The 16,000-nt window shown below is 70.4% G+C and carries 13 protein-coding genes; all 13 read right to left on the reverse strand.

The annotated features are described in order from the left end of the window. Nucleotides 1-16: 16 nt before the first annotated feature. Nucleotides 17-2,161, reverse strand: coding sequence for a primosomal protein N' (locus ACFWBQ_RS03120; RefSeq protein ID WP_385483322.1), 2,145 nt, complete (start codon nt 2,159-2,161; stop codon nt 17-19). 116 nt (nt 2,162-2,277) lie between these two features. Then, nucleotides 2,278-3,486, reverse strand: a complete 1,209-nt coding sequence (gene metK / locus ACFWBQ_RS03125) for a methionine adenosyltransferase (RefSeq protein ID WP_385483324.1) — start codon at nt 3,484-3,486, stop codon at nt 2,278-2,280. Nucleotides 3,487-3,726: 240 nt separating this feature from the next. Further along, on the reverse strand, nt 3,727-4,929 hold the full coding sequence (gene coaBC / locus ACFWBQ_RS03130) for a bifunctional phosphopantothenoylcysteine decarboxylase/phosphopantothenate--cysteine ligase CoaBC (protein WP_385483326.1): 1,203 nt from the start codon (nt 4,927-4,929) through the stop codon (nt 3,727-3,729). Between the two features lie 170 nt (nt 4,930-5,099). After that, complete coding sequence (gene rpoZ / locus ACFWBQ_RS03135) at nt 5,100-5,372, reverse strand: DNA-directed RNA polymerase subunit omega (RefSeq protein ID WP_003970369.1); 273 nt, start codon at nt 5,370-5,372, stop codon at nt 5,100-5,102. A gap of 91 nt (nt 5,373-5,463) precedes the next feature. After that, nucleotides 5,464-6,081 carry a guanylate kinase gene (gmk, locus tag ACFWBQ_RS03140; protein ID WP_385483328.1) on the reverse strand — a complete coding sequence of 206 codons (618 nt, stop codon included), beginning with the start codon at nt 6,079-6,081 and terminating at the stop codon, nt 5,464-5,466. A 38-nt stretch (nt 6,082-6,119) separates the two neighbouring features. Then, the gene (locus ACFWBQ_RS03145; protein ID WP_328909038.1) at nt 6,120-6,443 is read right to left on the reverse strand and encodes an integration host factor; all 324 of its coding nucleotides are present in this window, start codon (nt 6,441-6,443) and stop codon (nt 6,120-6,122) included. 244 nt (nt 6,444-6,687) lie between these two features. Next, nucleotides 6,688-7,527: an orotidine-5'-phosphate decarboxylase gene (gene pyrF / locus ACFWBQ_RS03150; RefSeq protein WP_385483331.1), complete on the reverse strand. Its 840-nt coding sequence runs from the start codon at nt 7,525-7,527 to the stop codon at nt 6,688-6,690. Then, nucleotides 7,524-8,633: a quinone-dependent dihydroorotate dehydrogenase gene (locus ACFWBQ_RS03155; RefSeq protein ID WP_385483333.1), complete on the reverse strand. Its 1,110-nt coding sequence runs from the start codon at nt 8,631-8,633 to the stop codon at nt 7,524-7,526. The genes pyrF and ACFWBQ_RS03155 overlap by 4 nt, the downstream gene beginning before the upstream one ends. Before the next feature lie 55 nt (nt 8,634-8,688). Continuing rightward, on the reverse strand, nt 8,689-11,997 hold the full coding sequence (carB, locus tag ACFWBQ_RS03160) for a carbamoyl-phosphate synthase large subunit (protein ID WP_385483335.1): 3,309 nt from the start codon (nt 11,995-11,997) through the stop codon (nt 8,689-8,691). Further along, the gene (carA, locus tag ACFWBQ_RS03165; RefSeq protein ID WP_385483337.1) at nt 11,990-13,132 is read right to left on the reverse strand and encodes a glutamine-hydrolyzing carbamoyl-phosphate synthase small subunit; all 1,143 of its coding nucleotides are present in this window, start codon (nt 13,130-13,132) and stop codon (nt 11,990-11,992) included. The genes carB and carA overlap by 8 nt, the downstream gene beginning before the upstream one ends. After that, on the reverse strand, nt 13,129-13,707 hold the full coding sequence (locus ACFWBQ_RS03170) for a hypothetical protein (RefSeq protein ID WP_385483339.1): 579 nt from the start codon (nt 13,705-13,707) through the stop codon (nt 13,129-13,131). The genes carA and ACFWBQ_RS03170 overlap by 4 nt, the downstream gene beginning before the upstream one ends. Then, nucleotides 13,704-14,990 carry a dihydroorotase gene (locus ACFWBQ_RS03175; protein ID WP_385483341.1) on the reverse strand — a complete coding sequence of 429 codons (1,287 nt, stop codon included), beginning with the start codon at nt 14,988-14,990 and terminating at the stop codon, nt 13,704-13,706. Before ACFWBQ_RS03175 ends, ACFWBQ_RS03170 begins: the two co-directional genes overlap by 4 nt. A gap of 2 nt (nt 14,991-14,992) precedes the next feature. Then, nucleotides 14,993-15,970, reverse strand: coding sequence for an aspartate carbamoyltransferase catalytic subunit (locus ACFWBQ_RS03180; RefSeq protein WP_385483343.1), 978 nt, complete (start codon nt 15,968-15,970; stop codon nt 14,993-14,995). Nucleotides 15,971-16,000: the final 30 nt, after the last annotated feature.

The following is a 16,000-nucleotide window of genomic DNA, read 5'->3' on the forward strand; positions in this document are numbered from 1 at the left end:
AGGCTGCACAGCCTCGTCAGCCGATATCCGGCGGATCGATCCTGATCCGTACCGGATCTCCGCTCCCCCGGGCCGTCCGCGCCGCCTGCGCCGCCTTCAGGGCTGCCGCGAGCGCCGCCCCGCGTCCCGGCGGCACCCTGACCAGCGCCCGCTCCCAGGTCTCGCCCGGCGGCGCGTCCCCCTGCCTCCGCGGCCTGCCGGAGGTGGCTCCCGGCACCGGTACGGGTCCGAGGATCTGCGCCTCCGGCGGCAGCTCCACGGCAGCGAGGTACGCGGCGATCGCCTCCGGCGGCCCGGTCACCGACGCCATCCGGGACACCGGCGGAAAGCCCAGCTCGGCCCGCTCCGCGAGCTCACGGCGGGCGTGACCGACCGGGTCCCAGCGCACCAGCGCCTGGACGGGCCGCAGGGTCGGCTCGGCCACGATCACCACCGTGCCCCCCTCCGGCTGTCCCCGCACCAGTGAGGCGGCGGCCGTCCAGCGCCGCAGCGCCTCCTCACCCGCCCGCAGGTCGGGGCGGCCGACCATCGCCCAGCCGTCCAGCAGCAGCGCGGCCGCGTAGCCTCCCTCGGCCACGGGTTCGGCCCCGGGTGTGCTGACCACCAGAGCGGGCTGGTCCGGTACGGAATCGAGCACATGGTCCCGGCCGGACGTACGCACCGGGACGGCGGGAAACGCCCGGCCCAGCTCCTCGGCGGTCCGCCGGGCGCCGACGACCTGGGCCCTCAGCCGCCCTCCGCCACAGGCGGCACAGCTCCAGGCCGTCTCGGCGCGTCCGCACCAGGCGCAGTTCAGATCCTGCTGGTCCGGAGCCTCCAGAGGCCCCGCGCAGTGCCTGCAGCGCGCGGGTTCGCGGCAGCGTACGCAGGCCAGCCGGGGTGCATATCCCCGGCGCGGCACCTGGATCAGCACGGGGCCGCTGCGCAACCCGTCCCGCACGGTCTGCCAGGCGAGGCTGGGCAACCGGGCGGAGCGCGCAGCTCCGTCCCTCGCGAGCTCACCGTCGCCGACGGTACGCACCAGGGGCGCCGCGATCCGCAACTGCTCCCGGTCCGCGCGCAGCGGCAGCGCCCAGCCGCTCTCGACCAGCTGGGCGGCCTCCACCGTGCAGTTCGTCCCGCCCAGCAGGAACGCACACCGGCCGTGTGCCGCCCGCAGCTCCAGGACTTCCCTGACGTGCGGGAACGGGGCGTTGTCGTCGCTGTGGCTGGAGTCCCCGTCGTCCCAGACGGCCACCAGGCCCAGATCCGCGACGGGGGCGAACATCGCGGCTCTGGTCCCGACCACCGCGCGCACGGAACCACGACGGACGGCGAGCCACTCCCGGTAGCGCTTCTCGGGCCCCGAGTCGGCGGTCAGCAGCGCGTGGCGCCCCTCCCCCATCACCCCCGTGAGCGCGGCGTCCACCCGCCCCGCACTCCGCCCGTCCGGTACGACGACGAGTGCGCCCCGTCCCGAGGCCAGCGTCGCGGCGACGGCCCTGGCGATCTCCTCGGGCCAGTGCGGCCCGGGCAGCGCGGTCCAGACGGCTCTGGGCGCACCGCCCTTCGCCAGTGCGCTCAGGTACGCGGGCCCCTGTGGGTACCTCTCCCAGGTCCCGGGCGCCGGGGCCGGGGGCAGTGGCAGCGGCGCGGGCGAGGGCCTGGATTCCGCCCGGCCGTTCCTGGGCGGCACGGCGAGCTGCAGCACATCGGCGAGGCTGCCCGCATACCGGTCGGCGACGGCCCGCGAGAGTGCGAGCAGCTCGGGCCCGAGCACCGGCTCGGGCGAGACGACGTAGGCGAGCGCCGCCAGGGCGCCCTGATAGTCCGATTCGGCACGCCGCTCGATCAGGAATCCGTCGATCAGCCCACCGCCCTCGCGCCGCCCGCCGCGGACCTGGCGACCCCCGGCCCCGAACCGCACCCGCACCCGGACACCCGGCTGCGCCTCGGCATCGAGCTCCTCCGGGACGGCGTAATCGAAATACTGATCGAGGTGGAGCGCGCCCTTGTTCACCAGCACCCGGGCCACCGGCAACTCCTCGGCGAGCGTGGCGCCCCGCCAGGTGCGGGGCTTGGCCCGCGGCACCTTGGCCTCGCGCACGGTCTCCCGGATGAGCGCAAGCTGCTCCGGTGCCCCGGCCTCGGGCTCGTCGGATCGCTCGTTGTCGCTGCTCACAGCCAAATTCCTACCAGACGCCACTGACAGCGGTACGGCTCCGGCAGCACATGCGCCGGGGCCCGGACGCCGTGTACGGCATCCGGGCCCCGGCGTACGGGCTGACTCAGCGGACCCTAGATCCCCGCCGCCGAACGCAGTGCGTCCACGCGGTCGGTGCGCTCCCAGGTGAAGTCGGGCAGCTCGCGGCCGAAGTGGCCGTACGCGGCCGTCTGGGCGTAGATCGGGCGGAGCAGGTCGAGGTCGCGGATGATCGCGGCCGGACGGAGGTCGAAGACCTCGCCGATCGCGTGCTCGATCTTCTCGGGGTCGACCGTGGCGGTGCCGAACGTCTCGACGAACAGACCCACCGGCTCGGCCTTGCCGATCGCGTACGCGACCTGGACCTCGCAGCGGGCGGCGAGGCCGGCCGCGACGACGTTCTTGGCGACCCAGCGCATCGCGTAGGCGGCCGAGCGGTCGACCTTGGACGGGTCCTTGCCGGAGAAGGCACCGCCGCCGTGACGGGCCATGCCGCCGTACGTGTCGATGATGATCTTGCGGCCGGTCAGACCGGCGTCACCCATCGGGCCGCCGATCTCGAAGCGGCCGGTCGGGTTCACCAGGAGCCGGTAACCCTCGGTGTCCAGCTTGATGCCGTCCTCGATGAGCTGCGCCAGGACGTGCTCGACGACGAACTCACGGATGTCGGGCGCGAGCAGCGAGTCCAGGTCGATGTCGGACGCGTGCTGCGAGGAGACGACGACCGTGTCGAGACGGACGGCCTTGTCGCCGTCGTACTCGATGGTGACCTGGGTCTTGCCGTCGGGGCGCAGGTACGGGATGGTCCCGTTCTTGCGGACCTCGGACAGGCGGCGCGAGAGCCGGTGCGCCACATGGATCGGAAGCGGCATCAGCTCGGGCGTCTCGTCGCAGGCGTAGCCGAACATCAGGCCCTGGTCGCCGGCGCCCTGCTTGTCGAGCTCGTCCTCGTCACCCTCGACCCGCTGCTCGTACGCGGTGTCGACGCCCTGGGCGATGTCCGGGGACTGCGACCCGATGGACACCGAGACGCCGCAGGAGGCTCCGTCGAAGCCCTTCTTGGAGGAGTCGTAGCCGATCTCCAGCACCTTGTTGCGCACGAGGTTGGGGATGTCGGCGTAGGCCTTGGTCGTGACCTCACCCGCGACATGCACCAGTCCAGTGGTGATCAATGTCTCGACAGCGACGCGCGAGGAAGGGTCCTCACGCAGGAGCGCGTCGAGAATGGTGTCGCTGATCTGGTCAGCGATCTTGTCGGGGTGGCCCTCGGTAACGGACTCCGAGGTGAAGAGACGGCGGGACACATCGCTCCCTGGGGTTGCAGCGGCTGCTGGCTGATCATTGATGGACCTCCGGGAGCTGCGCCCGGCATGTTCCGTCGACCAGTTTATCGGTCGCTTCCGGCGAATGGGCCACGCGTCTCGCCCCTTGGGAGCTCTGTGACCGGCGGCACTGTTGACGGCGGTATGACAATCCCTCCTTTCGGGTGCAAGTAATGACCGATCTTCTTGAGCTTTCCTCCCGCCGGAGCGGGAGTACGCAATCTAACCGAACCGTGCCGCCACCAGGTCCCAGACCGTGTCGGCAAGCGCTTCCTTCGGCCCGTACGGCACAGCGGTCTCACCCCCGTCGGCCCCGAGCACCACGGCCTCGTTCTTCTCGGAGCCGAAGGTCTTGCGCTCGCCGACCTCGTTGACGACGAGGAGGTCGCAGCCCTTGCGGCGGAGCTTCTCCCGGCCGTTGGCCAGCACGTTGTCGGTCTCCGCGGCGAATCCGACGACGACCTGGTCCGGGCGGGCGCGGTCCGCGGAGACCTCGGCGAGGATGTCGGGATTGCGGACCAGGGCGAGGGGGGCCGGCTCCTGGCCGTCCTTCTTCTTGATCTTGCCCGTGGCGTAGTCCGCGGGACGGAAGTCGGCGACCGCCGCGGCCATCACCACCACATCGGCGTCGGCCGCCGCCTTCAGCACGGCCTCGCGCAGCTGTACGGCGGTTCCGGCGCGCAGGACGTCGGCGCCTGCGGGGTCGGGCAGTCCGGTGTTCGCCTCGATCAGCGTCACCCGGGCGCCGCGGGCGACAGCGGTGCGCGCCAGTGCGTAGCCCTGCTTGCCGGAGGAGCGGTTGCCGAGGTAGCGGACCGGGTCGAGGGGCTCCCGGGTGCCGCCGGCGCTGATGACCACATGCCGGCCCGCAAGATCGGGTTCGGCCGGACCCCGGGTCAGCACGCGGCGGCAGACTTCGAAGATCTCCCCCGGGTCCGGCAGCCGGCCCTTGCCGGTGTCGACGCCGGTGAGGCGGCCGACGGCGGGCTCGATGACCACGGCGCCGCGGCGGCGCAGCGTGGCGACATTCTCCTGGGTGGCGGGGTGCTCCCACATCTCCGTGTGCATCGCGGGCGCGAAGACGACGGGACATCGGGCGGTGAGGAGGGTGTTGGTGAGAAGGTCGTCGGCAAGGCCGTGGGCAGCCTTGGCGAGCATGTCGGCGGTGGCGGGTGCGACCACGACGAGGTCGGCCGCCTGCCCGATCCGGACGTGCGGCACCTCGTGCACGCTGTCCCAGACCTCGGCCGACACGGGGTTGCCGGAGAGCGCCGACCAGGTGGCCGCCCCGACGAAGTTCAGCGACGCCTCGGTCGGCACGACCCTTACGTCATGACCGGACTCGGTCAGCCGGCGCAGCAGCTCGCACGCCTTGTAGGCGGCGATGCCGCCGCTGACCCCCAGGACGACCTTCGGCTTGTCCACTGCGTCTCCCCGCACTCGTTTCTCTGCGCACCCGGCTGCGTACAGCCCCAGGACGTACGCACTCCATGCTGCCTCACCGCCCGGGACGGCCCCCGGCGGGTCCGGCCCCGGACACACCACAGGCCCGGCGGTCCTGACCGCCGGGCCTGTGGTGAAGGTGCATTTCCTGCTTACTGCGCGGGGCCCTCGATGGCCTCGGAGGTCAGCAGGCCCGCGTTGATCTCGCGGAGCGCGATCGAGAGCGGCTTCTCGTGCACGTGGGTGTCGACGAGCGGACCGACGTACTCGAGGAGGCCTTCACCGAGCTGCGAGTAGTACGCGTTGATCTGGCGCGCGCGCTTGGCTGCGTAGATCACAAGGCTGTACTTCGAGTCGGTGGCCTCGAGGAGCTCATCAATCGGCGGGTTGATGATGCCCTCGGGCGTGGTGATGGAAGAGGACACTCTCTGCCTTCCGAAGGGGATAGTGATCAAAGAGATCTTTGATCATGCTGGTTCCGCAGTGGTGATGCTTTGCGTCCGCGGGCCGGTGAGGTCAGTCGCCGGTGCCACGGAGGCCGGAAGCCTGCAGCATCAACGTTAGCAGCTCACGTGCCACGTCCTCGACGGAGGTGTTGACAAGCGTCGTATCGAACTCCGCCTCGGCGGCCAGCTCGACCTTGGCGGCCGTGAGCCGGCGCTCGATCACGTCGGGCGCCTCCGTGCCGCGGCCGGTGAGCCGGCGCACCAGCTCGTCCCAGCTCGGCGGCGCCAGGAAGACCAGCTGAGCCTCGGGCATCGACTGGCGGACCAGCCGGGCGCCCTGCAGATCGATCTCCAGCAGCACCGGCTCGCCTGCCTCGATACGCTCGAGCACGGCCCGGCGCGGGGTGCCGTAGCGGTTTCCTGCGAACTCCGCCCACTCCAGCAGCTCGCCGTTGGCGATCAGCTTGTCGAACTCCTCGGCGTCCACGAAGAAGTAGTGGACACCGTTGCGTTCGCCGGGGCGCGGCTTGCGGGTCGTGGCCGACACCGAGAGCCAGACCTCGGGGTGAACCTTGCGCATATGAGCGACGACCGTGCTCTTGCCGACCCCGGAGGGGCCGGAGAGCACGGTCAGCCGCGGACGTACGTCCGGGGGTACGGGGGGTGTCCCCCGGGATGTTGCAGCCATGGAGCGATTATCCAGGTTCTCAGGAGTGCCTGAGAACCTCAGGCGGCGCTGCCGCCGAACTCACGCTCCAAAGATGCGATCTGGTTGGAGCCAAGACCCCGGACCCGGCGGCTCTCGGAGATGCCGAGCCGCTCCATGATCTGCTTGGCGCGGACCTTGCCCACGCCCGGCAGGGACTCCAGCAGGGCGGAGACCTTCATCTTGCCGATGACGTCGTTCTCCTGGCCCGTCTTGATGACCTCGTGGAGGGAGGCGCCGGAGTGCTTGAGTCGATTCTTGACCTCGGCCCGCTCCCGGCGAGCCGCGGCGGCCTTTTCGAGCGCGGCTGCGCGCTGTTCAGGGGTAAGGGGCGGAAGAGCCACGCCTACGTCACCTCGGATGTCGATCTGTCGGATACGGACCGGTGAGGAACGTGAAAGCCCCACAGCCGGTGAGCTACGAACAACCTGTGCTCGTTGGCTCTCGACGGAGACTAGCGGCCATGGCCGCCTGAGTCAGCGAGAACAGACGAAAAGTCCTGGTCAGCCTCAGCCGACCAGGACATTTCAGTCATAACAACCCGGAATTCTGGTCAGGTTTCCGCCAACGCGCTGTTACGTGGCATGGTCAGCCATCCGAGACGGCCGCGCGGACCTCGTCCGCGAGCCGACCGGCGGCTTCGCGCAGCCCTGACGCGTCCGGACCGTGGCGGAGCACGCCCCGGCTCACGCTCGGCACCACATTGCCCACCGAGGCGCCGAACACACCGGGAAGATCCGCGGGAGTGGCGCCCTGGGCGCCGATGCCGGGAGCGAGCAGCGGACCGTTGATCGCCAGATTCACACCCGCGTCCCCGAGCGTGGCACCGACCACCGCACCGACGGAGCCGAGCGGCGCCGCCCCCTCGTTCTCGGCGGCCATGTGGTCGAGCATCAGCTGGGCCAGCGACCGGCCGTCCGCGACGGTGGCGCGCTGGACCTCGGCGCCCTCCGGGTTGGAGGTGAGGGCGAGCACGAAGACACCCGAGCCGGAGATCGCCGCGGCGTCGAGGGCAGGGCGCAGCGAGCCGAAGCCGAGGTACGGCGAGACGGTGACCGCGTCGGAGAACAGCGGCGAGTCCTTGTCGAGGTATGTGGCGGCGTAGGCGCCCATCGTGGAGCCGATGTCCCCGCGCTTGGCGTCCATGAGAACCAGGGCCCCGGCGGCGCGCGCCTCTTCCACGGCCTTCTCCAGGACGGCGATGCCGCGCGAGCCGAACCGCTCGAAGAACGCGGACTGGGGCTTGAGTACGGCGACCCGGTCCGCCAGCGCCTCGACGACCGTACGCGTGAAGCGCTCCAGGCCCGCGATGTCGTCGTTCAGGCCCCAGGACGTGAGGAGCGAGGCGTGCGGGTCGATGCCCACGCAGAGCGGTCCGCGGGTGTCCATGGCACGGCGCAGGCGCGCGCCGAAGGGTTCGGGGTTCACTGCGTGACCTTCCGTGTCGAGGCGCCGACGGCTTCGGCGAGGGTGGCGTACGGGGAGGCTGCCAGGCGTGCGGCCAGGCCCTTGTGGATCGAACGGGCGTAGAACGGGCCCTCGTAGATGAAGGCGCTGTAGCCCTGGACGAGCGTGGCACCGGCCAGGATGCGCTGCCAGGCGTCCTCGGCGTTCTCGACGCCCCCGACGCCCACGAGGGTGATCCGGGTCCCCACACGGGCGTACAGGCGGCTCAGGACCTCCAGGGAGCGCTCCTTGAGGGGTGCGCCGGAGAGTCCGCCGGTCTCCTTGACCAGCGACGCCGGGGACTTCAGTCCGAGGCTGTCGCGGGCGATGGTGGTGTTGGTGGCGATGATGCCGTCCAGCCCGAGCTCGACGGCGAGGTCCGCGACCGCGTCCACGTCGTCGTCGGCCAGGTCGGGAGCGATCTTGACGAGCAGCGGGACCCGGCGGTCGGCCACGGTCCGGTCGGCGGCCTCACGCACCGCCGCGAGCAGCGGCCGGAGCGCCTCGGTGGCCTGGAGGTTGCGCAGGCCCGGGGTGTTGGGCGAGGAGACGTTGACGACGAGGTAGTCGGCGTGTGCGGCGAGCCGCTCGGTGGACTTGACGTAGTCCCCCACCGCTTCGGCCTCGGGGACGGCCTTGGTCTTGCCGATGTTGACGCCGACCGTCGTACGGAAGACCGGCCTGCGGGTGGCCAGCCGCTCCGCCACGGCGGCGGAGCCCTCGTTGTTGAAGCCCATGCGGTTGATCAGCGCGCGGTCCGCGACGAGCCGGAAGAGGCGCTTCTTCGGGTTGCCGGGCTGCGGCTCGCCGGTGACCGTGCCGATCTCGATGTGGTCGAAGCCGAGCATCGACATGCCGTCGATCGCGATCGCGTTCTTGTCGAAGCCTGCGGCGAGCCCGAACGGGCCGTGCATCCGCAGGCCGAGCGCCTCGGTGCGCAGCTCCTCGTAGCGGGGGGCGAGCGCGGCGGCGACGAAGGTCCGCAAGCCGGGGACGCGGGCCGCGAGGCGGATCCAGCGGAAGGCCAGGTAGTGGGCCTGCTCCGGGTCCATCCGCTTGAAGACCAGCTGGAAGAAGAGTTTGTACATCACACTGTCCTCATGAAGAGGGGGACACCGTTTCCGGTGTCCCCCTGCTGGCTTCCTAGTCGCGGGCCGCGGTCAGATGTTCCGCGTGTTCCTGGAGGGAACGTACGCCGACGTCACCGTGGTTGAGCGCGTCGATGCCCTGGACGGCGGCGGCGAGCGCCTGGACCGTGGTGAGGCACGGCACCGACCGGGCGACGGCCGCGGTGCGGATCTCGTAGCCGTCGAGCCGGCCGCCCGTTCCGTACGGGGTGTTGACGATGAGGTCGACCTGGCCGTCGTGGATCAGCTGGACGATGGTCTTCTCGCCGTTCGGGCCTTCGCCCTCGGACTGCTTGCGCACGACCACGGCGTTGATGCCGTTGCGCTTGAGCACCTCGGCGGTACCGGAGGTGGCCATCAGCTCGAAGCCGTGGGCAACGAGCTCGCGGGCCGGGAAGATCATCGAGCGCTTGTCGCGGTTGGCGACGGAGATGAAGGCGCGGCCCTTGGTGGGCAGCGGGCCGTACGCACCGGCCTGCGACTTGGCGTACGCCGTGCCGAAGGCCGAGTCGATGCCCATGACCTCACCGGTGGAGCGCATCTCCGGGCCGAGGACCGTGTCGACGCCGCGGCCGTGGATGTCGCGGAAGCGCGACCACGGCATGACGGCCTCCTTGACGGAGATCGGCGCGTCGAGCGGCAGGGTGCCGCCGTCACCGTGCTTCGGCAGGAGACCCTCCTCGCGCAGCTCGGCGACGGTCGCGCCCAGCGAGATGCGGGCGGCGGCCTTCGCGAGCGGGACCGCGGTCGCCTTCGAGGTGAAGGGCACGGTCCGCGAGGCGCGCGGGTTGGCCTCGAGGACGTAGAGGATGTCGCCGGAGAGCGCGAACTGGATGTTGATCAGGCCGCGTACGCCGACACCCTTGGCAATGCCCTCGGTCGAGGCCCGCAGCCGCTTGATGTCGTAGCCGCCGAGCGTGATCGGGGGCAGTGCGCAGGCGGAGTCGCCGGAGTGGATGCCGGCCTCCTCGATGTGCTCCATGACGCCGCCGAGGTAGAGCTCGGTGCCGTCGTAGAGCGCGTCGACGTCGATCTCGATCGCGTCGTCGAGGAAGCGGTCGACCAGGACCGGCCGGGTGGGGCTGATCTCGGTGGACTCGGCGATGTACGAGGAGAGACGGGTCTCGTCGTACACGATCTCCATGCCGCGGCCGCCGAGCACGTACGACGGGCGTACGAGGACGGGGTAGCCGATCTCGTCGGCGATGGCCTTGGCCTCGGCGAAGGTGGTGGCGGTGCCGTGCTTCGGGGCCGGCAGCCCGGCCTCGGCGAGGACCCGGCCGAAGGCGCCACGGTCCTCGGCGGCGTGGATGGCCTCCGGGGAGGTCCCCACGATGGGCACGCCGTTGTCCTTGAGCGCCTGCGACAGACCGAGCGGGGTCTGGCCGCCGAGCTGGACGATGACTCCGGCGATCGGGCCGGCGAGCGACTCGGCGTGCACGATCTCCAGGACGTCCTCGAGCGTGAGCGGCTCGAAGTACAGCCGGTCGGAGGTGTCGTAGTCCGTGGAGACGGTCTCCGGGTTGCAGTTGACCATCACGGTCTCGTAGCCCGCGTCGCTCAGCGCGAAGGAGGCGTGGACGCAGGAGTAGTCGAACTCGATGCCCTGGCCGATGCGGTTCGGACCGGATCCGAGGATGATCACCGCGGGCTTGGTGCGGGGCGCGACCTCGCTCTCCTCGTCGTAGGAGGAGTAGAAGTACGGCGTGTTCGCGGCGAACTCCGCGGCGCAGGTGTCGACCGTCTTGTAGACCGGGCGGATGCCGAGGGCGTGCCGGACCTCGCGCACGACGTCCTCGCGCAGACCGCGGATCTCACCGATCTGGGCGTCGGAGAAGCCGTGCCGCTTGGCCTCGGCGAGCAGTTCGGTGTCGAGGCGCTCGGCGTCGGCCAGCTCGTCGGCGATCTCCTTGATCAGGAAGAGCTGGTCGACGAACCAGGGGTCGATCTTCGTGGCGTCGAAGACCTCTTCCTGGGTGGCGCCGGCGCGGATCGCCTGCATGACGGTGTTGATACGGCCGTCGGTGGGGCGGACCGCCTCGTCGAGCAGCTCCGCCTTGTCGCCGGGCTCGCCGGTGAAGGCGAACTGCGAGCCCTTCTTCTCCAGCGAGCGCAGGGCCTTCTGCAGCGCCTCGGTGAAGTTGCGGCCGATCGCCATCGCCTCGCCCACCGACTTCATGGTGGTGGTGAGGGTGGAGTCGGCGGAGGGGAACTTCTCGAAGGCGAAGCGCGGGGCCTTGACCACGACGTAGTCGAGGGTCGGCTCGAAGGAGGCCGGGGTCTTCTCGGTGATGTCGTTGGGGATCTCGTCGAGCGTGTAGCCGACGGCCAGCTTGGCGGCGATCTTGGCGATCGGGAAGCCGGTGGCCTTCGACGCGAGCGCCGAGGAGCGGGAGACGCGCGGGTTCATCTCGATGACGATGATCCGGCCGTCGGTGGGGTCGATGGCGAACTGGATGTTGCAGCCGCCGGTGTCGACGCCGACCTCGCGGATGATCGCGATGCCGATGTCACGCAGCCGCTGGTACTCGCGGTCGGTGAGCGTCATCGCCGGGGCGACGGTGATCGAGTCGCCGGTGTGGACGCCCATCGGGTCGAAGTTTTCGATGGAGCAGACGACCACGACGTTGTCGTTCCTGTCGCGCATCAACTCCAGCTCGTACTCCTTCCAGCCCAGGATGGACTCCTCCAGGAGCACCTCGGTGGTCGGCGAGAGGGTGAGGCCCTGTCCGGCGATCCGGCGCAGCTCCTCCTCGTTGTGGGCGAAGCCGGAGCCGGCGCCGCCCATGGTGAAGGAGGGGCGGACGACGACGGGGTAGCCGCCGAGCGTGTCGACGCCCTCGATGATGTCGTCCATGGAGTGGCAGATGACGGAGCGGGCGGATTCGCCGTAGCCGATCTTCGCCTTGACGGCCTCGACGACACCCTTGAAGAGCTCGCGGTCCTCGCCCTTGTTGATGGCCTCGACGTTGGCGCCGATGAGCTCGACGCCGTACTTCTCCAGGACACCGTTCTCGTGCATGGAGATCGCCGTGTTGAGCGCGGTCTGGCCGCCCAGCGTCGGGAGCAGCGCGTCGGGGCGCTCCTTGGCGATGATCTTCTCGACGAACTCGGGGGTGATCGGCTCGACGTACGTGGCGTCGGCGATCTCCGGGTCGGTCATGATCGTCGCCGGGTTGGAGTTCACCAGGATGACGCGCAGGCCCTCGGCCTTGAGTACGCGGCAGGCCTGGGTGCCGGAGTAGTCGAACTCGGCGGCCTGACCGATGACGATCGGACCGGAGCCGATGACCAGGACGGACTGGATATCGGAGCGCTTAGGCACGCTGGCCCTCCATCAGGGATACGAAGCGGTCGAAGAGGTACGCGGCGTCGTGCGGGCCGGCAGCTGCTTCGGGGTGGTACTGGACGCTGAAGGCCGGCCGGTCCAGGAGCTGGAGGCCTTCGACGACCTGGTCGTTCAGGCAGACGTGGGAGACCTCGGCGCGGCCGAACTCCGTGTCGGAGACCTTGTCGAGGGGGGCGTCGACGGCGAAGCCGTGGTTGTGCGCGGTGACCTCGACCTTGCCGGTCGTGCGGTCCTGCACTGGCTGGTTGATGCCGCGGTGGCCGTACTTCAGCTTGTAGGTGCCGAAGCCGAGGGCGCGGCCCAGGATCTGGTTGCCGAAGCAGATGCCGAAGAGCGGGGTCTTCCGCTCCAGGACGCCCTGCATGACGGAGACCGGGTGGTCGGCGGTGGACGGGTCGCCGGGGCCGTTGGAGAAGAAGACTCCGTCGGGCTTCACCGCGTACACCTCGTCGAGGGTGGCGGTGGCGGGCAGGACGTGCACCTCGATGCCGCGCTCGGCCATGCGGTGCGGGGTCATGCCCTTGATGCCGAGGTCGATCGCGGCGACGGTGAACTTCTTGGTGCCGATCGCGGGGACGACGTAGCTCTCCTTGGTGGCGACCTCGGCGGAGAGGTCGGCGCCGCTCATCTCGGGGGCCTGGCGCACCTTGGCGAGCAGCATGCCCTCGTCCTGAAGGGCGTTCCCGGAGAAGATGCCGACGCGCATCGCGCCGCGCTCGCGGAGGTGACGGGTCAGCGCACGGGTGTCGATGCCGCTGATGCCGACGATGCCCTGGCTGACGAGCTCCTCGTCCAGCGAGCGCCGGGAGCGCCAGTTGGAGGGCTTGCGGGCCGGGTCGCGCACGACGTAGCCGGCGACCCAGATCCGCTTCGACTCGGGGTCCTCGTCGTTCACACCGGTGTTGCCGACGTGCGGGGCGGTCATCACGACGACCTGGCGGTGGTATGAGGGATCGGTCAGCGTCTCCTGGTAACCGGTCATACCGGTGGAGAACACCGCCTCTCCGAAGGTCTCCCCCACGGCCCCGTAGGCGCGGCCGCGGAAGGAGCGGCCGTCCTCCAGGACGAGTACGGCGGGAGCTTTGGCGGCTCCCCGGGTGGAGATCGTCATCGTGCGGTGCCTTCCGTAGTGCTGGTGAGGTGGTTGACGGCGTCGACCCAGGCCTGGTGCTCGGCCGCGTGGTCGGAGCGGAATCCGGAGTCGATCAGCCTGTCGCCGTGCGCCCAGGTGATGACCAGGAGGCCGCCCTCGGGGAGGACCTTGCCCGCGAGCGCCCTGTCGAGCCGGGCCTCGCGGAGTGCGGCGGCGGGGACGAAGAATCCGGCCGCCCCGGGGCGTACGACATCGAGGCCCTGCTCCGTGAGGGTGAGATCCACACGGCTGCGGGTGCCGAGGCCATGGGCGACGATCCGGTCGAGCCACTGTCCTGCGGTCGTCGACGCGTGGTAGCGGCCGGTCAGGGTGAGCAGCTTCTCGCTGTCCGCGAACCCCTCAGGGGCCGTGGCGAGCTCGGGCAGGTCGGACTGCAGGCTCCCGCGCCACTTCCATCCCTGGCGCATCAGCCAGTAGACGAAGGCGATGAAGACGATCAGTCCGAGGACCCAGCTGATGCGGGCGGACCAGTCGGTCACGTCCGCCGACTTCTGCTCGGCGGCCAGCTGGTACAGGGGGTTCAGTGTTGTCACGCGAGCTTCCCGTCGACGACCGTGGCACGGCCCCGCAGGAAGGTGTGGGTCACTCGGCCCGGCAGCTCGCGACCCTCGTACGGGGTGTTGCGGCTGCGGGACGCGAAGCCCGCGGGGTCCACGACTCCACGGTATGCCGGATCGACCAGAGTGAGGTTGGCAGGCTCACCCGCCGAGACGGGCCGGCCGTGTCCTTCGAGCCGGCCGATGGCCGCGGGGCGGAACGACATGCGGTCGGCGACACCCGCCCAGTCGATGAGACCGGTGTCCACCATCGTCTGCTGGACCACGGACAGCGCGGTCTCCAGACCCACCATGCCCATGGCGGCGGCGGCCCACTCGCAGTCCTTGTCCTCGTGCGGGTGCGGGGCGTGGTCGGTGGCGACGCAGTCGATCGTGCCGTCGGCGAGCGCCTCGCGCAGGGCCATGACGTCGGCCTCGGTACGCAGCGGCGGGTTCACCTTGTAGACGGGGTCGTAGGACCGTACGAGTTCATCGGTGAGGAGCAGGTGGTGCGGGGTGACCTCGGCGGTGACGTTCCAGCCCTTGGACTTGGCCCAGCGGACGATCTCCACGGAGCCGGCGGTCGACAGGTGGCAGATGTGCACCCGGGAGTCGACGTGGGCGGCGAGGAGAACGTCGCGGGCGATGATCGACTCCTCGGCGACGGCGGGCCAGCCGCCGAGACCGAGCTCGGCCGAGACGATGCCCTCGTTCATCTGGGCGCCCTCGGTGAGGCGGGGCTCCTGGGCGTGCTGGGCGACGACACCGTCGAACGCCTTCACGTACTCCAGGGCGCGCCGCATGATCACCGCGTCGTCGACGCACTTGCCGTCGTCGGAGAAGACCTTCACTCCGGCGGCGGAGTCGTGCATGGCGCCGAGCTCGGCGAGCTGCTTGCCCGCCAGGCCGACGGTGACGGCGCCGATGGGCTGCACGTCGCAGTAGCCGGATTCCCTGCCGAGCCGCCAGACCTGCTCGACGACGCCTGCGGTGTCGGCGACCGGGAAGGTGTTGGCCATGGCGTGAACGGCGGTGAAGCCGCCGACCGCGGCGGCCCGGGTGCCGGTGAGCACGGTCTCGGAGTCCTCGCGGCCGGGCTCGCGCAGGTGCGTGTGCAGGTCGACGAGGCCGGGCAGCAGGACCTGGCCCGCGGCCTCGATCACGGTCGCGTCGCCGGCGTCGAGCCCGGTGCCGACCGCCGCGATGGTCTCGCCGTCGATGAGGACGTCCTGGGGCTCGCCGCCGAGGACCTTCGCACCGCGGATAAGGATCTTGCTCATGGTTACTTGTTCTCCTCGGTACGGGTGTGAACGGCGGGCTCGGAGCCGCCGAGCAGCAGGTAGAGCACCGCCATGCGGATCGAGACGCCGTTGGCGACCTGCTCGACGACCGTGCAACGGTCGGAGTCGGCGACATCGGCGGTGATCTCCATGCCGCGGACCATCGGTCCGGGGTGCATGACGATGGCGTGCTCGGGCATGCGCGCCATGCGCAGGCCGTCCAGGCCGTAGCGGCGTGAGTACTCCCGCTCGGTCGGGAAGTACGCGGCGTTCATCCGTTCGCGCTGCACACGAAGCATCATCACCGCGTCGGACTTCGGCAGCACCTCGTCGAGGCTGTAGCTGACGTCGCAGGGCCACTGTTCGACCCCGACCGGCACCAGGGTGGGCGGGGCCACCAGAGTGACGTGCGCGCCGAGCGTGGTCAGCAGGTGGACGTTGGACCGGGCCACCCGGCTGTGCAGGATGTCGCCGACGATCGTGATCCGCCGGCCTTCGAGGTCCCGGCCGAGCCCGGCGTCGGCACCCACCAGCCTGCGGCGCATCGTGAAGGCGTCCAGCAGTGCCTGGGTGGGGTGCTCGTGCGTGCCGTCACCCGCGTTCACGACGGCCCCGTCGATCCAGCCCGATGTCGCGAGGCGGTACGGAGCGCCGGAGGCGCCGTGCCGGATGACGACGGCGTCCGCGCCCATCGCCTCCAGCGTCAGGGCGGTGTCCTTGAGGGACTCGCCCTTGGAGACGGACGAGCCCTTCGCGGAGAAGTTGATGACGTCGGCGGACAGCCGCTTGGCGGCGGCCTCGAACGAGATGCGGGTGCGCGTCGAGTCCTCGAAGAAGAGGTTGACGACGGTGCGGCCGCGCAGGGTGGGGAGCTTCTTGATCGGCCGGTCCGCGACCCGGGCCATTTCCTCGGCGGTGTCGAGGATCAGGACGGCGTCGTCGCGGGTGAGGTCTGCGGCCGAGATGAGGTGACGCTTCATCTGGGGTTCTCCGTGGATGGTGGAGGGATC

The sequence above is a fragment of the Streptomyces sp. NPDC060035 genome, from assembly GCF_042736635.1.
Taxonomy (GTDB): Bacteria; Actinomycetota; Actinomycetes; order Streptomycetales; family Streptomycetaceae; genus Streptomyces.